The sequence below is a fragment of the Conexibacter woesei DSM 14684 genome (genome assembly GCF_000025265.1).
Lineage (GTDB): Bacteria > Actinomycetota > Thermoleophilia > Solirubrobacterales > Solirubrobacteraceae > Conexibacter > Conexibacter woesei.
Genome location: NC_013739.1, coordinates 4746355 through 4769971 on the forward strand (window position 1 = coordinate 4746355; position 23617 = coordinate 4769971).

Consider the following 23617-nt stretch of genomic DNA (forward strand, 5'->3'; position numbering starts at 1 on the left):
ATGACCATCGAGCTGCAGTTCCTCGGCCAGTCGGGCGTGCGTCTGCGCCACGGCGCGCACGTGCTGTACGTCGACCCGTTCCTGTCCGACTCGGTCGCCGGGGTCGCAGCCGACCCCGGCCTGTGGCAGCGGCGCTTCCCACCACCGATCGCACCCGCAGCGATCGACGACGCGTTCGCCGTCGCGATCACGCACGACCACATCGACCACCTCGACCCGGACACGCTGCGCCCGCTCGCAGCCGCCTCCCCGGCCGCGCGCTTCCTCGTGCCCGCGACCTCCGCGGCGCGCGCGGCCTCCACGCTTCCGGACGCGACGATCGAGCTGGCTCGAGGCGATGGCGACGCGCATGAGCTGGGACCGTTCCGCATCACCGCGGTTCCGGCCGCGCACAGCCCCGAGTACACGGTCGACCTCGCGCCTGAGGGCCACCGCTATCTCGGCTACGTGATCGAAGCCGGCGGCTGCCGGATCTATCACGCCGGCGACACGGTCGCCTTCCCTGGGCAGGTCGAAACGGTCCGGGCCCACGGCCCGCTCGACGCGGTCCTGCTGCCGATCAACGGACGCGACGCCGAGCGCGAGCGCCACGACGTGATCGGCAACCTGTGGCCGCGCGAGGCAGCAGACCTCGCCGTCGCGCTCGGCGCGCCCACCCTGATCCCCCTGCACTTCGACGTGTTCGCCTGGAACGGCATCCCCGCCGGCCAGCTCGTCGACGACGTGGTCGCCCGCGCCTTGCCGCTCGAGGTGCGCGTCCTCACCGCCGGTGCGATCACACAGATCGCACCGGTCGACATCCCCACCACCTGACCGGAGGTCCTATGACGGAGCCCCTGCCCACCCACGCCCGAACCGGCGAGGTGGCCGAGAAGCGCGACCGCCTGCGCGGCGCGCTCGAGCAGCTCGACGCGGACGGCATCCTGCTGACCTCGCGCGCGAACGTCGCGTGGGCGCTCGGCGGCGCCGACCACGTCGTCTCGCGCGTGCTGGAGACCGGCTTCGCGTGGGTGTTCGTGACCCGCGACCGCACATGCGTGCTGGCGCTCAACAACGAGGAGGCGCGGCTGCGCGAGGAGCTGGCCGTGGAGCAGCTCGGCTTCGAGCTGCACCTCGCCAGCTGGTGGGACGGCTCGCTCGCCGCGCTCGCCGGCAGCCTCTGCGCACCCGACCGGCTCGTCACCGACGGAGCCGGCCCCGGCCGGCCGGACCGGGCCGCGCTGACGGAGCTGCGCCTCACGCTCACCGCCGACGAGGTCGCGCGCCTGCGTACGCTCGGCGACGACACGCGTGCGGCCCTGGAGGACACGATCGCGCAGTGGCCGTCGAGCGGCTGGCGCACGGAGCGCGACGTGTCCGCCGCCGTCGCCGCCGCGCTCGAGGCCCGCGACGTGATGCCCGGCGGGATCATGGTCGCCGGGGCGGAGCGACGCCGCCGCTACCGGCACCCGGTCGTCACCGACGCGCCGCTCGACTCCGAGCTGCTCGTCGTCGCCGTCGGCATCCGCGGCGGGCTCAACGTCGCGCTCACGCGCTGCGCGGCGCTCGGCGCGGTCGATCTCGAATGGAGCGCGCGCCACGCCGTCGCCTGCCGCGTCGAGAGCGCGATGATGGCGGCGAGCCGCCCCGGCAACACGTGGGGCGACGCGCTCACCGCCGGCCTCGGCGCCTACGGCGAAGCCGGCTGGAGCGACGAGTGGCGCGAGCACACCCAGGGCGGTCCGATCGGCTACGGGCCGCGCGAGTTCGTCGTCTACCCGGGCGACACGAACGACCGCCTGAGCGGTCTCGCGGTCGGCGCGAGCCAGGCGTGCGCATGGAACCCGACCGTCGCGGGCGCCAAGTCCGAGGACACCTTCCTCGTCACCGAGCAAGGGCCCGAGTCGGTCACGAGCGGCGGCGGCAGCTGGCCCGTCGTCGACCTCGGCGCAATGGGCGCCCCGGCGCGTCCAGCCGTGCTCGAGCTCTAAAGGCAGCGGGCCGGCGCGTCGCGATCTGCGGCGCGCCGGCTCCCGCGCGGCGCTACCCCTTCACCGCGCCGTTCAGCATCCCGGAGATGAAGCGGCGCTGCATGAAGATGTAGACCGCGACGACCGGGGCAGCGATCAGGACGCTCGCGGCTGCCAGCTCCACCACGTTCGTGCGATGCCCGACCGTGAAGAACGCAAGTCCCAGCGGCGTGGTCCGATGGCTCTCGCTGCTGATCATGATCAGCGGCAGCAGGAACTCGTTCCAGTTCCACATGAACGTCAGCACGACCAGCGTCGTGATCGCCGGCTTGGCGAGCGGCAGAAGGACCTGCCGCAGCACCGTGAGGCTCGACGCGCCCTCCAGGCGCGCCGCCTCGATCAGCGTCCGCGGCGCCGAGCGGAAGTACGCACGCATCCAGAAGATGCCGAATGCGAGCGAGATGGCCGACTGCGGCAGGATCAGCGACAGATACGTGTCGGTGAGCCCGACGTCACGCATGCGGAAGTAGAGCGGGATCACGAGCGCCTCGTGCGGGATGATCAGCCCGAGGATGAACAGGTAGAAGAGCGCGGTGGACCCGCGGAAGCGCATGCTGCCGAACGCATAGCCCGCCAGCACGGACAGCACGGTCGTGATCACGACGACGCTGATCGTCACGATCGCGCTCGAGATCAGGTACTGCTCGAAGTGGCCGACCGTCCACGCCCGCTCGAACGTGTCCAGGTGGAAGCCGGTCGGGAACGGGACCCCGGTGATCAGCGCGTCCGGGCGCTGCAGCGCCGCGAACAGGACGAGCACGATCGGCGCGACCGCGAAGCCGGCGAACACCCACAGCACCGCATACGTCAGGGAGCGCTCCGTACGCGAGACGTTCATCGTTCCGCCACCCGGTTGATGACGACCGCGACGACGAAGATCGCCAGCGTGAGCATGACGGCGATCGCGCTGCCCGAGCCGATGTCGCCGTTGGCGAACGCCTGCTGGTAGACGAGGTACCCCGGCACGACGGTCTGCGTTCCCGGTCCGCCCTGTGTGAGGACGTACACGAGGTCGAAGGTGTTGAGCGCGCCGATCACCGTCACCGTCAAGGCGACGGCGAGCTGATTGCGGACACCGGGCAGCGTCACGGTGAGAAACTCGCGGACCGGCCCTGCGCCGTCCACGCGCGCGGCCTCGTACAGCGAGCGGGGGATCTCCTGGATCGCCGCGAGGAACAGCACCATGCAGAAACCGAACATGACCCAGCCGCCGATCAGGCCGACGGCCGGCAGCGCGGTCCCATAGTCCCCGAGCCACGGCCGCACGAGGCTGCCGAGCCCGAGAAATCTCAGGAACGCGTTGAGCGGCCCGTCGTAGGCGAGGATCCACTGCCAGCTGGTCGCGACGACGACGGTCGCAAGCACCTGCGGCAGGAACAGGATCACGCGGAAGAACGTGAGCCCGCGCACGCGAAAGCGCGACAGCGCGGCGGACAGCAGCAGCCCCCACACGATCGGCATCAGCGAGAAGAAGACGATCAGCACGCCCGAGTGCACGAACGCGCTGCTGATCTGCGGGTTCTCGAAGACCGCCCGGTAGTTCTCGAGGCCCACGGGACGGCTCGGCCCGACTCCGCTCCACGAGTAGAACGAGAACCAGACCGTCTCCGCCAGCGGGAACAGGACGAGCGGCGCGAACAGCACCAGCGCAGGCAGCACGTACAGGTACGCGACGCGACGCGGCTCACCGGGCGGGACGCCGTCGCGCGGCGAGACACGAGCCCGCAGCCGTCCCCACAGCGGAGTCCGGCGTGCGGCTGCCGCACGGCCGGATGCAACGCCGGCCGAGGACATCACGCGACGCCCCCGATCGGCCGGCGCTGCCGCGTGCTGCTCGATCGCGAACTGGCTGAGCGCATCACTTGCCGGCTCTGACATACGCCTGCTGCTGCTCCTCGATCTTGTCCAGCAGCTCCGCAGGGCTCACGCGTCCGGCCAGCAGGTCCTGCACGCCCTGGATCGAGGTCGTGTAGGTGTAGTTGAGCGGCGTGCCGCTGCCGAGGAAGGGCAGCGCCGTCCCGGACGCCCGCTGTTCGTTCCACGCCTGCAGCAGGTCGTCGTAGACCGCACCGCGATCGACATGCCCGTCCACCGGCACGACCGGGAGCGACCCATGTCTGAGCGCGAGTTGGCGCTGCATCTGCGGCGAGCTCAGGTAGTCGAGGAACGCAGCGGCGGCGTTCGCCTCTTCCTGGGGCGCGTTCGCCGAGATGCCGAAGCTCCACATCGCGTTGTTCACGGTTGCGGGCGTTCTGCCGGCGTCGTTGGGGTCGGGCACGTAGAAGAAGCCGAAGCCGTCAGGGTCCTTGGTGGGTGCCAGCACGTGGAGGGCGATCATGTACAGGCCCTCGCCGCGACCGAACTGGGCCGCCTGCTGCGTGAGGCTGATGCCTTCGTAGCCCTTCGTGAAGTAGCCCGCGTCGGCCCAGTCCTTCATCGTCTGAGCCGCTTGCACCCCGTCAGGCCCGGTGATCGTCGCTCCCGGCTTGTTGAGGACCCATTTGAGCATCTCGGGTGCGCCGAGGAAGTCGGCGAGCAGCTCGTTGAACAGCCAGCCGCCGCCGTCGCGATCGGAGTTGCCGAGCACGATGGGCGTGATGCCCGCGCGCTTGGCGGCAGCCAGCGACGCCTCGAAGTCCGCGAAGGTCTTCGGCAGCGGGACGCCGATCTGCTCCAGCAGTCTGCGGTTGTAGAAGACGCCGATCTCCGAGCCGTACCACGGGACCCCGTACACCGGGCCCTCTCCCCAGCGTCTGGTGTTGTTGGAGTAGCGGTCGAGCGTCAGGCCGCCGATCGAGCGGAACCGCCGGTCCCAGCCGTAGGCGTCGACGTACGGTCCCATGTCGCGCATGAGCCCTGCCTGGATGAGCGGCGCGAGCACCCCTCCGGGGAGCGTGTCGCCCTCGACGAGGGTCGGGGGATTCGACCCCGACACGGCCAGCTTCGTCTTCGTCGTGGACTCGACGGTCGACTCGTTGCCGATCCCGGGCGGCGCCACCCGCTTGATCGAGATGTTCGGATGCAGCTTCTCGAACTGGGAGATCGCGGCCTCGAGCCCGGGGTTGATGGGGTTCTGCGCCTCCTGGTCCCACATCGTGACGGTGAGGTCCTGTCTCGGAACGCTCGTGTCGGCCGACGCCGAGGAGTCCGTCGACGTCGATGCGCTCGTGCCGGGACCGCCGCAGGCGGCCAGGGCGCACGCACCCAGCACCGCGAGGCCGGCCGCTGCCCGGCCACGGAATGATTTGCTCAGCACCACTGCCCTCTCTCCAAAGAACTCGGGGGATTAAATCGTGACCCCAGTGGTCACTTTATCGTTCACATGCTCAAGCCGTAAGTATGTGGCACGTCAGCGTCGGCGTTCGGCCGCCGACGCTTCGAGTCAGATCCGCTCGCCGCTCTCGGGATCGAAGTAGTGCACGTCGCCCGGCGCGATCAGCAGATCGAGCGGCGTGCCGGTGGTCACGCGCGTGTTCGGATCGAGGCACGCCGTGAACTGCCGCCGCGCCCGCTCGGTGAGATCGTCGCCGCCGAGGTCGGCACCGTCGACCGCGTCAGCTCTGGCGGCGAAGCGGACGTGGATCTCGCTCCCGAGGTCCTCGATGACCTCGGGCATGATCCGCAGGACGGCGCAATCGGAGCGCGACCCGTTGGACGATGCGGTACGCAGGTCGGTCGGTCGGATGCCGACGATCACGTTCCTCCCCTCCAGAGCGCGAACGGCCGAGCCCTGCGCAAGCGGGATCTCCACGCCGGCGAGCGAGACGCCACCGTCCAGCACCACGGCCTCGGCGAGGTTCATCGCAGGCGAGCCCATGAAGGCGGCGACGAACACGTTCGCGGGTCGGCGGAACATGCGCTGAGGCGTGTCGACCTGCTGGATCAGCCCGTCGCGCAGCACGACGACGCGATCGCCGAGCGTCATCGCCTCGACCTGGTCGTGCGTCACGTACACCGTCGTCCGCTTCAGCCGCTGGCGCAGGCTCGCGAGCTCGGCCCGCATCTGCACGCGCAGCTTGGCGTCGAGGTTGGACAGCGGCTCGTCCATCAGGAAGACCTCGGGCTCGCGCACCATCGCGCGGCCCATCGCGACACGCTGGCGCTGACCGCCCGACAGCTCGCTCGGCTTGCGCTCGAGCAGCGGGGAGAGCTCGAGCACGTCGGCGACCTCGTCCACCCGACGTGCGACGTCGGCCTTCGGCGTCTTGCGCAGCGTGAGCCCGAACCCCATGTTGCGCCGCACGGACATCTGCGGGAACAGCGCGTAGTCCTGGAAGACCATCGCCACGTCGCGTTTGCCCGGCGGCATCTTCGTCACGCGGCGGTCGCCGATGAAGACGTCGCCGCTGGACGGCGCCTCCAGGCCGGCGATCATCCGCAGCAAGGTGGTCTTCCCGCAGCCCGACGGGCCGACGAGCACGAGGAATTCGCCGTCCTCGATCTGGAGCGTGACCTCGTCCACGACGCAGGTGTCGGGGCCGAAGCGCTTCGTGAGCTTTTCGAGCGTGATCGCGGCCATCGTCAGGCGCTGCCGCTGAGGGATGAGTCGCGGTGCGCCGCGAGTGCGTCGGCCGCGATGCGGGCCGGACGGGCGGCGTAGTTGACGTGACCGTCGAAGCGCGCCCAGCTCGGGACCTCTGGGTCGAGGTGTGCGGCAGGCTCCGCAGGGGTGTAGACGGCCGAGGCGATGAACTCGCGCAGATCCATGACGACGATGCGACTCCTCCGGGGGGACTCTTCAACAGCGACGGTCTGGGCATGTCCCGGACCCGCTACTTGAACGTTACACAAACTAGTGCCGAGGCTTGGTCGTGTCAAGGTGACGAGGCGGCCCGAGCGGCATCATGCGGCGGCCGCCGCCGACGAAGGTGGCGACCTCGGACACGCCCGCGTCGCGCAGCGCCGCGGGCGCCGCGAGCGCCGCCGCGGCGCGGTCGGGAGCATGTGCGTCGGAGCCGAGGCTGAGCACCGCTCCGCGCGCGGCGCTGCACGAGATCAAGCGATGGACGAGCGCCGGCTGAGCGCGCAGGTCGACCGCGTTGACCTCGAGCGCGACATCGTGGCGCACCGCCGCGAGCGCGAGCTCGTCCATCAGTGTGTGCGCGCGCTCGGGGACCGGTCCGCCGACCACGGCCAGCCGCGTCGGGTGCCCGATCACGTCGTACGCCTCGCTGCGAATGCTGGCGAGCAGCCGCTCACCGTAGTCGCGCCAGGCACCGTCGGGATCGGCGTCGTCGACGTCCTCCAAGAAGACCTCGTCGGCGAGCAGGTGGACCGAGCCGATCACGACGTCCCACGCATTCCGCGTGTCAGCCAGGAACGCCGCGAGGCCTCTGGCCGTCGCCTCGCTGTCGGGCATGAACTCCGTCTCGATCCCGACTCCGACGCGGATGCCGACCGCGGCCTGCGCCCGTCCGACCTCCGTCACGTATGCCTCCTGCGACAGGGCCGGCCCCTCCGGCGGGATGCGCCGCAACGCCGGGATGCGCTCGAGCGCATCGGTCAGGTGGTGGACATGCTCGGTCAGCGCCATCTCGGCGAGGCCCGCGCGCTCGCCGGCGCGCGCCATCGCGACGGCGTCCCCGCACTCGACGAAGTGGTTGTGGTTGTCCGCGATCACGAGCGTGCTCCGATCGACGGCGGGCCGACCGTCTCGCGCCGGCCCGAGGCGGCGGAACGGCGAATCGCCTCCGCCACCTCGATCGCGCGCAGACCGTCGGCGAACGTCGCGCCCCACGGCGCCACCGGCTCGCCCGTCGCGATCGCGTCGACGAACGCAGCGACGAGGTTCGCATGCAGATGCTCCCAACCGAGCACGTGGCCGGGCGGCCACCAGGCGCCGACGTACGGGTCGCCACGATCGGTGACGAGCAGGGAGCGCGTCCCGCCGGGATCCCCCGACCCGGACGGGACGCGGTTGAAGTGCAGGTGGTTGAGGTCCTCGAGGTTCCACGACAGCGATCCCTCGGAACCGTTGACCTCGAAGCGCAGGGCGTTCTTGCTGCCGGCGTAGACCCAGGCGGCCTCCAGAACGCCCAGGGCACCTGCGGAGAAGGCGACCTGCGCGCTGAATGCGTCGTCCTCGGTCATCGCGATGCGCTCCCGCGACCCCGCGCCGGCGCCGCGCTCGGGGATGAACGTCCTGATGTCCGCCGTGACGCTCTCGATCTCGCCGACGAGGAAGCGCGCCAGGTCGATCGCGTGCGATCCGAGCCCGTCGAGCACGCCGGTCTGCGAGCGGCCGCCCCACGGGCTCGGCAGCGATGCATCCGCCTGATGGTCCTGGAAGTAGCAGACGTGGATACGCCGGACCTCGCCGAGCTGGCCCGCCGCGATCAGCTCGCGCGCACGCCGCACCGCCGGCGCGAAGCGGTAGTTGAACGCGACCATGTGCTGCACGCCGGCCCGCTCGACTGCCGCCAGCATCCGCCTGCCGGCGTCCGCGTCGAGCGCGAGCGGCTTCTCGCACAGCACGTGCTTGCCGGCTTGCGCGGCCGCGATGCACGGCTCCTCGTGCACGTCGTGCCAGGCGCTGTTGTCGAACAGCTGTACCTCCGGATCGGCGACGATCTCGCGCCAGTCGCTCGCGTGCCGGGCGAAGCCGTACGTCGCGGCGGCCTGCCGCGCAGCCTCGCCGTCACGCCCGCCGATCACGAGCTGTCGCGGCCGCGCGGCGTGTGCGCCGGGAAGATGGCGCACCTGCCGGTAGGCGTTGGCGTGCGTGCGGCCCATGAAGCCGTAGCCCCACATGCCGACGCCGATCTCGGCAGCGCTCATCGCAGCGGCAAGGTGACGACGCGCCCGTCGCGTTCGGCCTCGTAGGCGGCGAGCGCGACCTCGATCGCGGCCCGGCCCTCGGCGCCGGTGACGAGCGGCTGAGTTCTGTTCAGCACGCTGTCGACGAAGTCGAGGATCGCGCGCTGATGCCCGGTCAGTCTGCTCTCTGCGGGGACGAACTGGAACGGATCGCCCTCCTCGCCGTAGCGCATGTAGCGCACGCCGCCGAAGGAATGGCGCTCGCCGTCGTTGAAGGTGTGGAGCGTCCCCTCGGTGCCGGAGATCCAGACCATCTCGTACCAGGTGCCGTGCTCGCTCTTGCGGCCCTTGACGTTCCAGTTGATCGAGAGGTCGCCGACCGCGCCGGAGGCGAAACGCATCGGGACGACCCCGATGATCTCGCCCTCCATCTTCTCCGGCAGCGTCACCGACCAGCAGCCGACGTCCGCCACGTCACCGGCGTAGTGGCGCGCGAGATCGATGATGTGCGTCAGGCAGCTCATGACCGCGCCGCCGCCGAGACGCTCGCGCGAGCGTGCCCAGCTGCCTTCCGGGAACTGCGGCGCCTGGTTGTGGTCGAGGCGGTAGAGCAGGGGCCGCCCGATCACGCCGTCGTCGAGCAGCTGCTTGGCCAGCTCGTAGGACGGCGAGAAGCGCCGGTCGTGCAGCACCGCGAGCGTCACGCCGGCGCGCTCGGCCGCCGCGAGCATCCGGTCGGCGTCCTCGAGCGTGGTCGCGATCGGCTTCTCGACGAGGATGTGCTTGCCCGCCTCGGCCGCCGCGACGGCGACCTCGGCGTGGAGGTCGTGCGGGAGGCTGATGTCGACGGCGTCGATCGCGTCGTCCTCGATCACGTCCTGCCAGCGGGTGTAGATCCGCTCGGCGCCGGCGGCCTTCGCGAACGCACGCGCCGCGTCCTCGTTGACGTCGGCCACCGCGGCGATGCGTGCGCGGTCGGCGCACTCCGCGAAGCCGGCGAGGTGATAGCTGGCGATGCCGCCAGTCCCGAGCATCCCGACGTTCAAGCTCACTGCTCCTCCTTGCGTTCGTTCTCGATGGCGCGCCCGGCGGCCGCGCGGATGGCGGCGATGCCGGCGCGCAGGCGTCCAGGGGCGCGCAGCTCCCAGGGGATGGCGTCGACCGCGTGTGGATCCGCCAAGCGGTGCTCGCGCAGCAGCCGGCCGCCGCGCGCTGCCAGTTCCGCGCTCGCCGCGATGTCGACGGCAGACAGCTCCGGCAGCCGCTCCAGCCAGCCGCGGTCGAAGAAGGGAACCGGCAGCACGTCGCCGTGGTCCTCGATCGTCAGGTTCAGATCGGGGTTCGCACGCAGCAGCGTCCCGATCACGACCTCGAAGTCGACCTGGCCGGTTCCGGGAGCGGCAACGGCCCGCTGTGCCCCGCGTGGGTGCGGGAACAGCAGCGCGTCCTTCAGATGGACCGAGTGCACGAGCGCGGCGACCCGCTCGGTCGCGCTGCGCACGTCCTCGGCGAAATAGAGCAGGTTGCCGGTGTCCAAGCCCACACCGACGTGACGCGAGCCGCTCGCCTCGGCGAGCTGCACCAGCTCGCGCGTCGTGAAGTCGCCGTGGTTCTCGATCCCCAGGCGCAGGCCGCGCTCCTCCAACCGCGGCGCCAGCCGGCGCACCACCGTCGCGACCTGCTGCTTGTACTCCTGCCAGCGCGCGAAGTCCTCGAAGCGCTCGCCCGCGCCGATCGAGCAGTGCAGCGTGCGCGCGCCCAGCTCAGAGGCGAGCCGCGTCACCAGCTCGAAGTCCCGCTCACGCACGGCGATCAGCTCGGCGTCGCCGCTCCAGTGGACGGGCAGCTTGACGTAGGGCTCGAGATACATGCCCCAGTCCGCCGCCGCGGCGAACAGCTCTCGCGCCCGTCCCTCGTCGCTCGGCAGGGTCGCCTGCAGACCGTCGGCGCCGAGCGAGCGCACGCGCTCGAGGACCTCGACGGTCGCGCCCTCGACGATGTCGCCGAGCAAGCTGTATGCGTCTAAGCCGACGCGAGGTGCCATCCATCGCTCCATTTCAGAGTCATTCTTGAACGTTCAAGTAAGCTATCAGCCGGCGCAAGCGACGCGACGCCGCGATCACGCCCGCTCGGCCAGCAGCGCGGCGAGCCCGTCGCGCGCTTCCGCGAGGATCCCCTCGTCGCCCAGCTCGGCACCGGCCAGCAGGCCGATGAACGGGATAACGAAGGTGTAGAAGGCGACCCGCTGCTCCCACGTCGCCCCCGGCTCACCGCCGTATGCGGCCGCGACAGCACGGGTGAAGTCCCACCCGCACTCGGCGTAGAGGCCGACGAAGTCGAACGCCGGGTCGCCAAGTCTCGCGTCGCCCCAGTCGATCACGCCCGTGACCGTGCCCTGCCCCGCGTCGCAGAGGATGTGCTCGCAGGCGAGGTCGCCGTGGACGAGCGTCGGCGTGAAGGCGAAGTTCGCCGGATCGTCGAGGAACGTGCGCCAGGTCTGCTCGATGCTCGCCCTCTCGGCCGGATCGAGCGTCGGCAGAACCCCATCGGAGATGCGCTCGTACAGCTCGACGTACTGTGCGCGCCAGTCGCCGGCGCTCGCCTCCGGGATGCCGAACCCGACCACCATCGCAGTGTCGATCCCGTGGACGACCGTGAGCAGTTCGCCGATCTGATCCGCCAGCGCCGGGCCATGCGAGCCGCTCGCAAGCTCGGGGGAGAGCGCGACGCCGTGGAGCTTGCTGTAGGTGAGGAAGCGATCGGGATCCGTCGGGGCGCCCACTCGCGTCGGCGCCGGCACGCGACCCGGCAGCCGCCGATCCAGCTCGGCGAGCAGCGGCAGCTCCTTCTCGAGCTGGACCAGCACCTCGTCGCGCTTGGGGAAGCGCGCGATCAGCTCGTCGTTGACGTCGAGCACGACCGAGTCCCAGCCGTTCAGCATCTCGGTCACGCTGCGGATCTCCAACCCCGGCAGGCGCTCGGTCAGGCGAGCGCGCAGGTCGGCAACATCGGTCACGGCAAGGCTCCTTGTCTCTCTTCTCGCACTCCGTTTGTGGAACGTTCAAGTTAGCGCATCGCACCCAACGTCGGCGACCTGCTCGCCCCGCCAGTTCGCGACGGGCGACTCGGCGCCCGGAGTACCGAAGTCCGTGACGGTTGTGGAGCTGAGGCCAGAGCGGGATCCGGCGCGCAGATGACGCGACATCGCCGTGACGGGCGTTACCCTGATCTCATGAGGGGTTCGCGCACCACGCCGATCGACTTCGACGCCGACCTCCTCGCCGAGCTGCGCGCAGAGGATCCGGGCAAGGACGACCGCGAACTGCTCGAAGACCTCGCGATCCGCCGACTCGGCATCGCCACCGCACGCCGCACCCCCCGCTTCAACCTCACCGAGCAAAGAAGCGACGGAACTCGGCCTGAGAGCCGTCCGCGAAGTCCGCGCCGAGCGTTGACGCGACTCGTCATCGACGCCAGCATCTGACTGCCCGCCTTCACCGGCCCAGACGACAGTCCCCCTGTGCGCCTCTTCGAGGCCCTCATGGACTCGACCTTCCAAGCCGTCGCCCGCCCGCGGCTGCTCGACGAAGTCCGCCGCGGCCTGCGAGCTGCTCGGGCTCTTCTGAACCGCTTCGACGACCTCCCCTGGCGATGCCGCACGACCCTGGACAGACTCCGATCCGCAACCCGGAGGCTTCGACACCGACCTCGACGTGATCAACCGGCGCTACGTCAAGGCACGCGCGGGGTGCCCCGACGCCAAGCTGACGATCGTCACCGCCACCAGCGACCAGGACGCGGACCCGAGCGCACGCCGGCCTCGCAGGTCCATCTACCAGGCGGGTTCTTGACGCATATCCCCGACCGGGGCTACCGGTTCGTCGAGGTGCGGGAGCTGGCGTGAGATCGACGCTCTGCTCTGGCTAGCGGCGGCGGAGCGCCGGTTGAAGCACCTGCTCGCCGTAGCTGTTGTCGGCCGGGTTGATCGTGATGCCGGGGGCGACGAATCTCGTCGATGCGGTCAAGCAGCGCAGCGTCGACGACGGCGTCAGCGGCGGGGGCCGATGATCGCCGACGTCACCGCCGGGTGGTTGACGACGAAGGCGATAGCCAACTCGATCAGCGACAGACCGGCATCGTCGGCAACCTGCGCGAGCCGTTGGACGGCGTCGAGCCTGCGCTGGTTGTCGGGCAGTTCCATGTCGAAGCGCGCGGCGAGTCTCTGGCGTGCCGGGGAGGTTGGGGAGCTGTCGACGCTCCAGCTACCTGAGAGCCAGCCGCCCGGCGCGCCAGCTCACGGATCCGACGAACACGGCGCCTCGGATGCGGTCGAGTCACGCAACTTTCGGGCACGACCGTCGTCGTCACAGGCGTATGGGTCCTATCGAACCGGCGAACCGCGTCGACCCCCTTCGTCACCGCCGAGCTCTGCGGGTGCTGATCGCCGCGGCGACGGCGACGGTCGCGATCGGCGTTGCGCACTCGCCTCCGAGCGCAGGCGCCGCCCATTCCAGGCCCGGCGACCGAGCGCATCTTGTCTCGCTCGGATATGCCAATTGGAAGCCCACCAGCGACGGTACGAACCTCGTCTGGCACGACCGGCCCGGCCGGATCCGCTTGCTCGATCCGCTGACGCGTCGAACGCGAACGCTCCGCGTGCGCGCCGGCTGCAGACTCCTCAGCGCCAACCCCCGCCGGCTCGCGTTGCTGACCTGCGGCACAGGCAGCGCACCGAACCTGACCGTCGCCGACATCATCCGCACGCGCGACGGATCGCTCGTTACGCGGCGCGAGATCACCGGCCGCATCGACGCATGGGGCAGCGTCTGGATTGATAGCTTCGAGAACCACGGCTGCTACCACTGCGACTCGATCTACTACACCGACTGGCGCACGGGCCGTAGGGTCGAGCGCGACCCGATGGACGATCCCGGCGGTGACCTCGACACGCCCCACCTGCGCCCGCCACCTGAGGACACCGGCACGGACTCGACGGTCGCGGTCGAGGGCTCAGCCCGTCTCGTCGAGCACGACGTTCGCCCACGCGACTTGACCTCGGAGATGTTGTTCGTCCGCGGCAGACGGCGGCAGACGCTCGGACGCTGCGACGGCTCTTGCGTCTCACCGTCACTGCAGGCCGGTCGCGCCGTCTGGATCGACCAGCGGAACGACCGCCCAAGCACCCTGCACGAATTCGACGCCCGCACCGGCCGGCACATCCGCTGGCGTATGCCCCGCCTCGTCCCCGTACGCGACGAGGACGGTTACTCGGACATCGAGTACGAGGCAATCCGCGTCGGCCGCGCGATCGTGCTCGCAGCCGGTGGCGTCGATCCCAGACACCGCATCAGCCTCCAACTAGCAATCCGCCCGGCGAAATGAGATGCGCCGAGCCGACGAGTAGCCGGTACGCAAGCGAACCGGTTCCGCCTCGTCGTGCTCTACAAGCGCCGCCGCGAGGACCGGGTCGCTGCACGACCTCACGGCGGTGCCGGTCGCGCACCTGCGCCGGTTACTCGCCGCCGAAGCCGACCACCGCCCCGCCCCCGCCAGCCAGGCCCGCACGATCGCGGCGCTGCGGTGCTTCTTCCGCTTCGATCCGTGAACGGCTCGGGATGAACGCACCGGCGGTCCTCAGCGACGACGAGGTCCCCTTCTAGCCGCAGCGGGCCGAAACGCTCCGACTGCCAGGCGCAGCGGCAGCAGCCTCACCGGCATAGAGCCGGATCGCGGTGATGAACAGGTCGCGATGGGTCTCGTCGCTGGCTGCGAGCGGGCGCGTGGCGCGTGCGATCGTGCTCAGCCGTGGGGAGCGGATCCCGCCCCGCTCCAGCGTCGCGACGTAATTGTGATGCAGGCCGGAGGCGGACCCGAGCTGCTGGATTGTCGCCCGATTTGCGATGCGCGTGGCGCGCAGGAGGGCGCCCATCGCCGTCGGCCCGCCTTCGCAGACGCGCACGAATTCCCGGTTGCGAAGCGGGAGCGTGGCGCCTCCGACGTATCGTTCGGAGAACCCGCGGGTCGGCACGTCGAGCGCTTCGGCAAGGCGCACGATGGTTCCGACCTGAACGTCTCGCGACCTGTTTCGCTCGATCGCGCCGATGTAGTTGCGGTGGCTCCCCATCCGCCGCGCCAGCTCCTCTTGCGAGAGACCGTGAAGCCTCGTAGCGTTCTCACCATGCGACCGACCGCGGTCGCTCCGGAGGCGGCGACGCCCGCGCTCACGGCGTCGGCTCCGCGAGCGATTCTGGTGTTCTCGGCCGGTTCGGCGAGGGTGGCCCGGTAGGACGCGCGGCTCGGCCACCAGACACGACAGGCGATGTCCCCCACTTCCCCGCTGCTGTGTGGGCTCGTGCAAACCAGCGCGCGCCGACGCGCAGCGACGGGTCGCGCGGTTCGAGGATCGCCGAGACCGCGTACCCTCGCCGCTCCAAGCTGTCGTGCAGGGTCGCGATGACCTGAGCGACGATCGCCTGATGGCTGGTCCGCGCACCTCTTGAGAAGCGGATCACGCCGTGGATGGAACGCGGATCACGCCGCGTGCGGCGGTGAGTCGGCACCTAACCGACCTGCGGGCTGCCCGACGAAACGCGCGGTTCGGTTGCCGGGCGGTGTCTCCGAGCGGTGCTCTTGACGCTGGTCGCGGCGTCAAAGTGGGGCGCCGACCGACCGTGGGGGAAGGCCGGCCGGCGCCGGTGTGCCGCATGCTCGTCGCGCCGTGAGGGGGAACATCGGCACGGCGATATGTGCGGGCACTTTTGGTCCCCAGGTGCCTGAACGGCCGTCCGGCGTCACTGTTGACGCGGCCGCGTGGGAACGCCCCGCTCCAGCCGCAGCCGCGTCAGCACGACCCGGCCGCGCCGTCGCCACCGCCGATCGATGAGGACATCCGTCGGCATGCCTCCGGGGGAAGGAGGCGATGCCGACAGACGCCGCTCGCGCCCGCGCGCGGGAGAATCGGCACACGGGGATGCGTGCGCCGGTGTGAGGGGCGATCGACAGCCGCCCAGTGGCTGTTCTGCCGGAGCGGCTGTGGGACGAGGAGGGCTCCACCTGCGCGGAGGCCGCGAGCCGCACATGACTCGTATGGAGCCGTCATCGCCCGGCACTGTCCCAGGCCGATGGACCGGAGCCTAGTCGAGTTCCGACATGTTCGGAAACCGAACGTTCGCGATGCGCGGCATCGTGGTTGCGTCGATCGCGATGCACGGATGACAGTTGCGGCCGCGTCTCACATTGGAGTAGTTTTCGGTGAAGGGGCATGGGCGAATCGGCTAGGGGGTCAGGTGACACAAGCGCAGCGTGTGCATGGTGGGGCACCGCGCGATCGGCGTCGGCTGCTGAACCAGGTCGCGGCTCTTGCTCTGTTGCTCGAGGCGCCGTGTCACGGCTACAAGCTCTACAGACGTTTCGTTGACTTGATAGGTATCGAGGCAGCCCCTCGGAAGCAGTCGATTTACGACGTGATCGACCAGCTCGCGGCGGACGGTCTCGTAGCGGGAGAGCGTGAGGAGCTGCCCAGCTCTGAGCGCCAGCCTCGCACGACCTATCTGGTGACTCCAGCTGGCCGCCGGCTCGTCGCCGAGGTGGTCGAGCACGGCTTCAGTCGCGGTGAAACGCGAGCGGAGTTCCGCGTCCGGCTGCGCTGCGCTGGGTCTGTGCGCGACTACGGTCTGCTGCGCAGGGCGCTCGAAGCGCGCCGGCTGAAGCTGCTGAGTCAGCAGAGAGAGCTGCCACCTCCTCGGAGCGATCTTCCGACCGAGCCGGTCGTGCTGGCTCGACGGCTGCTGGACAAGCAGCTCGCGATGGAGCTGGAGAGCGAGCTGGAATGGGTCGAGTGGGCGCTCGCGATGGTGACGGCCGCCGAGGGCGATCGGGCCGCGAGGTGAGATGCCGCCGCTCCTGGTCGCCGAGAACGTCACCAAACGGCATGCGCGCGGGCCGCGCAGCGTGCTGGCGCTTCATGCTGTCTCGCTGACGATCGACGGCGGGGAGTTCGTCGCGATTCGGGGTCTGGAGCCGCACGGCCGCAAGGCACTGACGCTCGTGCTCGCCGGCCTCGCACCGCCCGACAGCGGCGAAGTCCGGTTCGACGGCCTCGACGTCTACCGCCACCGGCGCTCGCTCGTGCCGAGTGAGATCGCCGTCTGCTGGGACCGTTTCCCTCCCAGCGGCGGCACGACGCTGCTCGCGCACATCGCTCTCCCGCTCCGTCTCGGTGGGGCGACGCGCGCGGAGGCGAACACCGGCGCACGCGAAGCATTGGAGCGGGTTGCTGCTGAGCGCGTCGCCGGTTCGCACCCGCACGATGTCGAGCCCGACATGCTCGTACGAGCAGCAGTCGCACGAGCGATCGTTCGCAGACCGCGCCTCGTGCTCGCCAACGACCTCACGACCGCTGTGGACCTGATCGAACGGGATGCGCTGATGGCACTGCTGCGGTCATTGAGCACCGACCAGGGCACCGCCGTTGTGTTGATGGCGTCCCATCTCGTGCCCGGTCCCGATCGCGCACTGGAGATCTACGGGGGCGCGGTCCACGGCGAAACGCACCCGTCCGAGCGCCCGCATGCCGAAGTGTTCCCGCTGCGTCGAGCGCAACGGTGAGCGCCAAGCGGCTGGAACTGCGCGCCGTCGTCAAGCACTACGACACGGGCGCGGAGATCGTCCGCGCGGTCAACGGCGTCTCGTTCACGATCGCTGCGGGCGAGACGGTCGTGCTCTCGGGACCGAGCGGGTCGGGCAAGAGCACGATCCTCAAGCTCGCCGGGGGCGTGACGACGCCTGATTCTGGAAGCGTGCTGCTCGACGACCGGCCGCTGCCGAACGGGACCGCTCGAGCCGGCGCGCTGTTCCGCCGCCGCGAGGTCGGGTTCATCACGCAGAAGCCGCGTTTGACGCCAGCGACCAGCGCGCTCGAAAACGCGCTCATGAAGCTCATGCTCGACGGGGTTCCACGTGCCGAAGCGCGCGAGCGCGCGACGCGGATGCTTGAGGACGTGGGGCTTGGCGACCGTCTTTCGCATACCCCGGCCCGCCTCTCCGGCGGAGAGCAACAGCGCGTCACGATCGTGCGCGCACTGCTCAACAACCCGCCGCTCATCCTCGCCGACGAGCCGACCGCCCACCTCGACACCACCACCGGCCAGCAGATCGTCACGTTGCTGTCCGACCACGCTCGACGCCATGGCGCCGCGCTCCTTCTCGTCTCTCACGACGAACGCGCAGAGCGCGCCGCTGACCGCGTTCTGCATCTTCGCGATGGCTGCCTTGCCGCCTGAGAAGCCGCCGGCTCGCCGCACCAGCAGCATGCGGCCGTACGGCTACTTCGACCTCACGTTGGCGCGGCTGCGCGCGCATCCGTTCCACGAGCTGTTGGCGGCGACGGGCATTGCGATCGGTGTCGCGCTCGCGCTCGCGGTCCTGACGGCGAACTCCAGCGTCAGCCGCTCCAGTGAAGAGATCGTCCGTGGAGTGACCGGTGCCGCGACGTTGCAGGTGCAGGCACGGTCAGGCAACGGCGTACCCGCCGAAGACCTGCTGCCGAGAGTTCGTGCGATCCCCGGGGTCGAGCGCGCCGCCGCGCTGCTGGAGCAACATGCCGTCCTCGTCGGCCCGTCGGGCACCCAGAGTGTCAACGTCGTCGCCGTCGACGCCGACCTTGCCGCCCTGTCAGGCCAACTGACACGGTCATTCGCGGCCGGGGCGCTCTCGCTCACCCGAGGCGTGGTGCTGCCGAAGGCGACCGCGACCGCGATCGGCATCCCGACGAGTGACGCGGGCACCCAAGCCGGCCTTCCAGCGGTTCGGATCGAGCTGCGCGGGCACGCCGCAACCGTGCCGGTGGCGCTCGTCGTCGGCCCAGACACGCTGGGGCCTGTCGCGGACGCGCGCGCCGCCGTGATGTCGGTGCCGCAGCTTCGCGCGATCTCCGCGCTGCCCGACCGCATCTCCCGCATCCTCGTCCAGACCGAACCCGGCCGCGAGCGTGCGGTGCGCGCGCAATTGGAGCGACTCGCCGGCGGGCGGTTGACGGTCGCCGATGTCAACGCCGAGCCGCGGATGCTCGACGAGGCGTTGAAGCCCACCGGCCAGGCGACATCGTTCTTCGCGATCGTCGCCGCCCTGCTCGGGTTTCTGCTCGCGTTCAACGCCGTTCTGCTCAGCGCTCCTGAACGGCGCCGGTGGCTCGCCGACCTCATCACGATCAACGGCGCCTCGCCCCGTACAGTCGTGGCGCTCGTCCTCGTGCAGAGTCTTCTGCTGGGCGTCGTGGGCAGCGCGATCGGCGTCGTCCTCGGCCTCGTGTTGGCGACGGGACTGCTCCACGAATCGCCTGACTATCTCGCTCCGGCATTCACGCTGGGCTCGCGCACCGTCATCTCGCCCGTCCCGCTTCTCGTGAGCGTCAGCGCCGGATTGCTCGCGTGTGTGCTCGCTTCCGCTCCGCTGCTGCTCGACCTTCGTCCCGGACGGTCGCTTGAGAGCGTCTATGACAGCGACGAGGATCCTGGACAGGCGCTCGCGCGCGGTACGACGCTGCGCCTGCTGGTCGCAGCCGCAGCGCTCATCGTCGGCGCGCTGGCGATCCTCGCCTTCCTGCCCTCTGCAGCGCTCGTCGCGTGCGGCCTGTTCGCGGTCGCGACCGTCTTCGCCGTGCCCGCCACGTTCCTAGCGATCGTCGCGGGCGCGTCGGCGATCGAGCGGCGAAGTCCCCGCCTCGTGATGCTCTCAGTCGCGGTACGGGAGCTGCGCGCCACGACACTGCGCTCCCTCGCACTTGCCGCGACCGGTGCGGTCGCAGTCTTCGGCGCGGTCGCGATCGGCGGCGCACGGCAAGATCTGCTGCGCGGCATCGAGGCGTACACGGACGACTACGTCGGCACGGCCGACCTGTGGATCATCCACGCCAGAGACAACCAGGCGACCAACGCGTTTCCGATCAACCGCGCGGACCTCGACAGACTGGCAGCCGTGCCGGGCGTCCGAGCAGTTCGCAGCTACTACGGGGGCTTCCTCGACATCGGCGACCGGCGCGTCTGGGTCATCGCCCGACCATCCTCCGACCGCGCGCTCGTCCCACCCAGCCAGATGCGCGACGGCACAGCCGCGCGCGCCGACGCCCGCATCCGCTCCGGCGGCTGGGCCAGCATCTCCGAACAGCTCGCCTCCACGCTCGACACGAAGGTCGGCGACACGATCACGCTCCCGACCCCAACCGGACCGCGTCGCTTGAAGGTCGCCTCGACGACCAGCAACCTCGGCTGGAGTCCGGGCGCGGTCGTCATGAACGCCGCCGACTACCGCGCGTGGTGGGACACCGACGATCCCAGCGCACTCCAAGTCGACCTCGCCGCTGGCGCCACCGCTCAGACCGTCGCCCGCACGCTCACCGAGGAACTTGCCGACATGCGCTCGGGCCTGCACGTTCAGACCGCCGAGCAGCGACGCGACGGGATCGTCACCTCAGCGCGAAGCGGCCTGGCCCGCCTCGGCCAGATCTCGACCCTGCTGCTCATCTCCGCATGTCTCGCAATGGCAGCCGCGCTCGGCGCCGCGATCTGGCAACGCCGCCCACGCCTCGCCGAGGACGCGCTTCTCGGCGTCCTCCCGATCGAGCGATGGCGGGCGTTGCTGATCGAATCCGCACTGGTCGTCGGCGCTGGTTGCCTCACGGGCGCCGTCGTCGGCGTCCTGGGCCAGATCGTGATCGACCGCTACCTCGTCGACATCACCGGCTTCCCGGTCGACATCGTCATCGCCACCTGGCCCGCGTTGGTGACGTTCACGCTCGTGCTCGCGTCCGCGATGGTCGTCGTCGCGATCCCCGGGTGGTTCGCCGCCCGCGTCAGCGCGGAACGGGCGTTCGACCTCTAGACGCAGAACCTTCCAGAGCTGACGTGAACCGCGTCACCACCGGTGGAGACTGGGCGCATGCCCCCAGCTCCAGCCGCATCCCCACGATCAGCGCTGCGCGCGCTCGCCGCCGCCAATGCCCGCTACTGGCCAACCGTCGCACCGATCGTTCGCCGCGAACTCCGTCACTGGACCCAGCGAGCGGAGGTGATCCCAACCGCGAGATGGCGCACGATCGCACGCGAGAAGATCGCGTCCGAGAAGTTCAACGCCGAGGTCGCCGCCACCCTCGCGACGCTCGCCCCCTTTCACCTCCGCCGGACCGTCGTGAGAGCGATCGTCGCGGTCGAAGTCATGTACGACTACCTCGACGGCGCCAGCGAGCACGCCAGCGTGACCGGCGCAGGCGACCACCTCTACGACGCGTTCCCGGCCGTGCTCGGCAACCTGACCATCACGACCCAGCACCTTTACCAAGGGCTGACCCACGATGACGGCGGCTACCTCGACCTGCTCGTGACCACCAGCCGCGCCGCGTTTCTGCGACTGCCCGCCGCCGCCACCGTCGCTCCGGCCGCGCTCCACGCAGCCACGCGGTGCGCCGAGGCACAAACACACACCCACCTGATCGCCCACCACGGGACCGAACCGGTGCGGCGCTGGAGCACCCCAGCAGCCGACGAACTCGACCTCGAATGGTGGGAGTACGCGGCCGGCGGCGCCGCGTCCGTGCTCGCCGTACATGCGCTCATCGCCGCTGCTGCCGACGACCGCACCACACCCGCGACCGCAGCAGCGATCGGCCACGCCTACCTGCTCACATGCACCCTCTCAACGCTCCTCGACAGCCTCGTCGACCGCGACCGCGACCGCCACGAGAACGGGCACTCATACATCTCCTACTACGCCAACGAAGACGCCGCGGCCACCCGCCTCGCGACCATCGCCCGACGCGCCGCGACTGCCACGGGCCGGCTCCCGAACGGCGCACACCACTTGATGACAGTGGCCGGCGTCGCCGGCTACTACCTCTCCGACCCCGGTGCGCGACAGCCACCCGCACGCACAACGACAGCGCGCGTGAAAGCCGAGCTGACACCGACCCTCACACCCATCCTCGCGATCTTCGGCACCTGGCGGGCCGCCAAGCGCGTGCGCGACGCGATCGGCAGCGGGGCATAGTCTCGATTGGACGATCCTGTCACTGACACTCCCCGGAGGCGGGCGCAACGGGGGTCAAACCCACGATTGACTCCCAGCATCGAGATTCGGCTCTATCGCCAGTCGCGGGTCCACAACTGGGGCGGGTTTTGAACACCATCGCCGGTCAGGCAGCCGGATCGACGCGCTCGCAGCTTAGGCCGCCAGCCCGTCGCCGATCCCAGCCAAGACGGGTCGAGAATCCGTCTGGACGGCTGGTAGCGTCGTGGTCGTCGTGCGATGCGATGCCGGTCCTGTGTTGGCCGGGCGCGCGCGCCGTGCGGTTCAAAGCGATCGCTGTTGGGCGCCGGTCCGGCCTAGCGTGTCGATTCTCTGGCGAATCGCCCAATAGAAAAGCCCCGCCGGAGCGGGGCTTTTCCTTAGCGAGACGATAAGCCGGATTCTGTCGTGAGCAGCCATCCATCTGTGCGGCCGACCTGGACCTTGGCGGGCAGCCTGCAAGCGGTCCGGCTTGACCTTGCATCGGGTGGGGTTTGCCTGGACGCGCCGCGTCACCGCGACGCCGGTGCGCTCTTACCGCACCTTTTCACCCTTGCCGGCCCGCAGCCCACGTGAAGCTGCGGACGTAGGCGGTGTGTTTCTGTGGCACTTTCCCGCGGGTTTCCCCGGGTCGGCGTTACCGACCACCCTGCCCTGTGATGTCCGGACTTTCCTCGAAGGCTTCTACGGCACCTCCGCGACTGCTTGTCTCGCACCATCCAGAGTAGCCGCCACGTCGACCGAGAACCACCCCTGCAACGGCATCGCCGGCTGAGCCGCTCGCCGGGAGGGGTGGACGGCGCGCGGCGACGCGCGGGCCGCCTACGACAGCGTCGTGGCGCAGCTGTCGCAGCGGGCGGCGATCGGCGGGGATGCGCCGCCGGCGTCGCCGTAGAGCGGCCGCAGCGTGCCCTCGCACAGAGGGCACGCCACGGCGGCCTGGGCGATGAGCCCCTCCCACGCCCCGACGATCATGTCGTCGAGCGTCGGCTCACCGCCCACGCCGTCGTGCACATGCTCCTCGCCGCCGACGGCGGCGTCCTGTTCGGGCGCTCGCGCCGGAGCAGGCGCTTCGACCTGGTCGAAGAGCGAGAGCGGGCGCTCGATGCGATCCGCCACGAGCGTTCCCATCACATACTCCGCATGAGGCCGATGACCTTCCCGAGGATCTGCACCTCCTTGGTGCGGATCGGCTCCATCGCGGAGTTCTCCGGCTGCAGACGGATGTGGTCCGTCTCCTGGAAGAAGCGCTTCACGGTGGCCTCCTCTCCGACCAAGGCGACGACGATCTCGCCGTCACGTGCCGTCTCCTGTCTGCGCACGACCACGAGGTCGTCGGGCAGGATGCCGGCGTCCTTCATCGACTCGCCGCGCACGCGCAGGAGGTACTCGCCCTCCGCGCCGCCCGCAACGGCCGGCGTCTCGATGTAGTCCTCGATCTCCTCCTCGGCGAGCACCGGCTGACCGGCCTGGACCTGGCCGACGAGCGGCAGGCCGGCGGGCTTGACGATGCTCTTGATCCCGTCGACCGCCTTGTCGAGCAGCTCGATCGCACGCGGCTTCGACGGATCCCGCCGCAGCAGCCCGACCTTCTCGAGGTTGGCCAGGTGCGCATGCACCGTCGAGGACGACGCGAGTCCGACCGCCTTGCCGATGTCACGCACCGTGGGCGGGTAGCCGTGCCGCGACGAGTACTGCTTGATGAACTCGAAGATCTCCTGCTGGCGCTTCGTGAGGTCCACCATCAGGCGACGCACTCCTCGTTTCCGTTGGCCGAGACGAACATGTGTTCGACA

General features: G+C 70.1%; 22 protein-coding genes, 1 other RNA gene and 1 pseudogene. 9 read left to right on the forward strand and 15 right to left on the reverse strand.

All coding sequences use genetic code 11. The features are described from left to right. Together CWOE_RS22335 and CWOE_RS22340 are read left to right on the forward strand one after the other, a co-directional pair. Positions 1-813, forward strand: a complete 813-nt coding sequence (locus tag CWOE_RS22335) for an MBL fold metallo-hydrolase (protein ID WP_012935915.1) — start codon at positions 1-3, stop codon at positions 811-813. Between the two features lie 11 nt (positions 814-824). Further along, positions 825-1970, forward strand: coding sequence for a M24 family metallopeptidase (locus CWOE_RS22340; protein WP_012935916.1), 1146 nt, complete (start codon positions 825-827; stop codon positions 1968-1970). A gap of 52 nt (positions 1971-2022) precedes the next feature. Here CWOE_RS22340 and CWOE_RS22345 read toward each other — a convergent pair whose 3' ends face one another. The 10 genes from CWOE_RS22345 to CWOE_RS22390 all read right to left on the reverse strand — a co-directional run bounded on the left by CWOE_RS22345 (position 2023) and on the right by CWOE_RS22390 (position 11781). Further along, the gene (locus tag CWOE_RS22345; protein WP_012935917.1) at positions 2023-2847 is read right to left on the reverse strand and encodes a carbohydrate ABC transporter permease; all 825 of its coding nucleotides are present in this window, start codon (positions 2845-2847) and stop codon (positions 2023-2025) included. After that, entirely contained in the window at positions 2844-3803 is a 960-nt protein-coding gene (locus tag CWOE_RS22350; RefSeq protein ID WP_012935918.1) for a carbohydrate ABC transporter permease, read from the reverse strand. Before CWOE_RS22350 ends, CWOE_RS22345 begins: the two co-directional genes overlap by 4 nt. A 64-nt stretch (positions 3804-3867) precedes the next feature. Further along, positions 3868-5265 carry an ABC transporter substrate-binding protein gene (locus tag CWOE_RS22355; protein WP_148261115.1) on the reverse strand — a complete coding sequence of 466 codons (1398 nt, stop codon included), beginning with the start codon at positions 5263-5265 and terminating at the stop codon, positions 3868-3870. Positions 5266-5391: 126 nt separating this feature from the next. Next, positions 5392-6528: an ABC transporter ATP-binding protein gene (locus tag CWOE_RS22360; RefSeq protein WP_012935920.1), complete on the reverse strand. Its 1137-nt coding sequence runs from the start codon at positions 6526-6528 to the stop codon at positions 5392-5394. A 2-nt stretch (positions 6529-6530) separates the two neighbouring features. Continuing rightward, complete coding sequence (locus CWOE_RS22365) at positions 6531-6716, reverse strand: hypothetical protein (RefSeq protein ID WP_012935921.1); 186 nt, start codon at positions 6714-6716, stop codon at positions 6531-6533. A gap of 85 nt (positions 6717-6801) precedes the next feature. Continuing rightward, entirely contained in the window at positions 6802-7629 is an 828-nt protein-coding gene (locus CWOE_RS31235) for a PHP domain-containing protein (RefSeq protein ID WP_012935922.1), read from the reverse strand. Beyond that, positions 7626-8786 carry a Gfo/Idh/MocA family protein gene (locus CWOE_RS22375; RefSeq protein ID WP_012935923.1) on the reverse strand — a complete coding sequence of 387 codons (1161 nt, stop codon included), beginning with the start codon at positions 8784-8786 and terminating at the stop codon, positions 7626-7628. Before CWOE_RS22375 ends, CWOE_RS31235 begins: the two co-directional genes overlap by 4 nt. Further along, on the reverse strand, positions 8783-9817 hold the full coding sequence (locus CWOE_RS22380) for a Gfo/Idh/MocA family protein (protein ID WP_012935924.1): 1035 nt from the start codon (positions 9815-9817) through the stop codon (positions 8783-8785). The genes CWOE_RS22375 and CWOE_RS22380 overlap by 4 nt, the downstream gene beginning before the upstream one ends. Further along, positions 9814-10809, reverse strand: coding sequence for a sugar phosphate isomerase/epimerase family protein (locus tag CWOE_RS31240; protein ID WP_012935925.1), 996 nt, complete (start codon positions 10807-10809; stop codon positions 9814-9816). The genes CWOE_RS22380 and CWOE_RS31240 overlap by 4 nt, the downstream gene beginning before the upstream one ends. A 75-nt stretch (positions 10810-10884) precedes the next feature. Next, entirely contained in the window at positions 10885-11781 is an 897-nt protein-coding gene (locus tag CWOE_RS22390) for a phosphotransferase (RefSeq protein ID WP_012935926.1), read from the reverse strand. Positions 11782-11958: 177 nt separating this feature from the next. Here CWOE_RS22390 and CWOE_RS22395 point away from each other — a divergent pair, with 177 nt between their 5' ends. Beyond that, positions 11959-12249: a hypothetical protein gene (locus tag CWOE_RS22395; protein WP_236262146.1), complete on the forward strand. Its 291-nt coding sequence runs from the start codon at positions 11959-11961 to the stop codon at positions 12247-12249. 564 nt (positions 12250-12813) lie between these two features. Here CWOE_RS22395 and CWOE_RS33920 read toward each other — a convergent pair. Next, positions 12814-12984, reverse strand: a pseudogene (locus CWOE_RS33920) (aldo/keto reductase); the annotation flags it as partial. A gap of 437 nt (positions 12985-13421) precedes the next feature. Between CWOE_RS33920 and CWOE_RS22400 the strand changes: the two are divergent. Next, positions 13422-14147 carry a hypothetical protein gene (locus tag CWOE_RS22400; RefSeq protein WP_012935927.1) on the forward strand — a complete coding sequence of 242 codons (726 nt, stop codon included), beginning with the start codon at positions 13422-13424 and terminating at the stop codon, positions 14145-14147. A gap of 274 nt (positions 14148-14421) precedes the next feature. Here the strand turns inward: CWOE_RS22400 and CWOE_RS22405 are convergent, their stop codons facing one another. After that, on the reverse strand, positions 14422-15258 hold the full coding sequence (locus CWOE_RS22405) for a helix-turn-helix transcriptional regulator (protein ID WP_328284364.1): 837 nt from the start codon (positions 15256-15258) through the stop codon (positions 14422-14424). A gap of 793 nt (positions 15259-16051) precedes the next feature. Here CWOE_RS22405 and CWOE_RS22410 point away from each other — a divergent pair. Genes CWOE_RS22410 through CWOE_RS22430 form a run of 5 tightly spaced genes read left to right on the forward strand, consistent with a single transcriptional unit; the run spans position 16052 to position 21803 of the window. Then, a complete protein-coding gene (locus CWOE_RS22410) occupies positions 16052-16654 on the forward strand; it encodes a PadR family transcriptional regulator (protein WP_160165554.1) in 603 nt (200 codons plus the stop codon). Between the two features lies 1 nt (position 16655). Further along, on the forward strand, positions 16656-17372 hold the full coding sequence (locus tag CWOE_RS22415; protein ID WP_012935930.1) for an ATP-binding cassette domain-containing protein: 717 nt from the start codon (positions 16656-16658) through the stop codon (positions 17370-17372). After that, positions 17369-18046 carry an ABC transporter ATP-binding protein gene (locus tag CWOE_RS22420; protein ID WP_012935931.1) on the forward strand — a complete coding sequence of 226 codons (678 nt, stop codon included), beginning with the start codon at positions 17369-17371 and terminating at the stop codon, positions 18044-18046. The genes CWOE_RS22415 and CWOE_RS22420 overlap by 4 nt, the downstream gene beginning before the upstream one ends. Next, on the forward strand, positions 17952-20642 hold the full coding sequence (locus CWOE_RS22425; protein WP_041730841.1) for an ABC transporter permease: 2691 nt from the start codon (positions 17952-17954) through the stop codon (positions 20640-20642). The genes CWOE_RS22420 and CWOE_RS22425 overlap by 95 nt, the downstream gene beginning before the upstream one ends. 42 nt (positions 20643-20684) lie before the next feature. Then, positions 20685-21803: a DUF2600 family protein gene (locus CWOE_RS22430; protein WP_148261117.1), complete on the forward strand. Its 1119-nt coding sequence runs from the start codon at positions 20685-20687 to the stop codon at positions 21801-21803. Positions 21804-22197: 394 nt separating this feature from the next. On the opposite strand, the gene rnpB is transcribed toward CWOE_RS22430, so the two are convergent. The 3 genes from rnpB to lexA form a co-directional block, all read right to left on the reverse strand. Next, positions 22198-22538: RNase P RNA component class A (gene rnpB, locus CWOE_RS31775), an RNA gene on the reverse strand. A gap of 105 nt (positions 22539-22643) precedes the next feature. Continuing rightward, positions 22644-22952 (reverse strand): hypothetical protein, encoded by a 309-nt coding sequence (locus tag CWOE_RS22435; RefSeq protein ID WP_012935934.1) that lies wholly within the window; start codon positions 22950-22952, stop codon positions 22644-22646. Then, positions 22952-23566, reverse strand: a complete 615-nt coding sequence (gene lexA / locus CWOE_RS22440) for a transcriptional repressor LexA (RefSeq protein WP_012935935.1) — start codon at positions 23564-23566, stop codon at positions 22952-22954. Before lexA ends, CWOE_RS22435 begins: the two co-directional genes overlap by 1 nt. Positions 23567-23617 lie beyond the last annotated feature (51 nt).

What these genes read in the sequence shown, in the direction of transcription:
- CWOE_RS22335 (WP_012935915.1), top strand. Translation starts at nt 1, where the DNA reads ATGACCATCGAGCTGCAGTTCCTCGGCCAGTCGGGCGTGCGTCTGCGC.
- CWOE_RS22340 (WP_012935916.1), top strand. Translation starts at nt 825, where the DNA reads ATGACGGAGCCCCTGCCCACCCACGCCCGAACCGGCGAGGTGGCCGAG.
- CWOE_RS22345 (WP_012935917.1), bottom strand. Translation starts at nt 2,847, where the DNA reads ATGAACGTCTCGCGTACGGAGCGCTCCCTGACGTATGCGGTGCTGTGG.
- CWOE_RS22350 (WP_012935918.1), bottom strand. Translation starts at nt 3,803, where the DNA reads ATGTCCTCGGCCGGCGTTGCATCCGGCCGTGCGGCAGCCGCACGCCGG.
- CWOE_RS22360 (WP_012935920.1), bottom strand. Translation starts at nt 6,528, where the DNA reads ATGGCCGCGATCACGCTCGAAAAGCTCACGAAGCGCTTCGGCCCCGAC.
- CWOE_RS22365 (WP_012935921.1), bottom strand. Translation starts at nt 6,716, where the DNA reads ATGGATCTGCGCGAGTTCATCGCCTCGGCCGTCTACACCCCTGCGGAG.
- CWOE_RS22375 (WP_012935923.1), bottom strand. Translation starts at nt 8,786, where the DNA reads ATGAGCGCTGCCGAGATCGGCGTCGGCATGTGGGGCTACGGCTTCATG.
- CWOE_RS31240 (WP_012935925.1), bottom strand. Translation starts at nt 10,809, where the DNA reads ATGGCACCTCGCGTCGGCTTAGACGCATACAGCTTGCTCGGCGACATC.
- CWOE_RS22395 (WP_236262146.1), top strand. Translation starts at nt 11,959, where the DNA reads ATGACGCGACATCGCCGTGACGGGCGTTACCCTGATCTCATGAGGGGT.
- CWOE_RS22415 (WP_012935930.1), top strand. Translation starts at nt 16,656, where the DNA reads ATGCCGCCGCTCCTGGTCGCCGAGAACGTCACCAAACGGCATGCGCGC.
- CWOE_RS22425 (WP_041730841.1), top strand. Translation starts at nt 17,952, where the DNA reads ATGGCGCCGCGCTCCTTCTCGTCTCTCACGACGAACGCGCAGAGCGCG.
- CWOE_RS22435 (WP_012935934.1), bottom strand. Translation starts at nt 22,952, where the DNA reads ATGGGAACGCTCGTGGCGGATCGCATCGAGCGCCCGCTCTCGCTCTTC.
- lexA (WP_012935935.1), bottom strand. Translation starts at nt 23,566, where the DNA reads ATGGTGGACCTCACGAAGCGCCAGCAGGAGATCTTCGAGTTCATCAAG.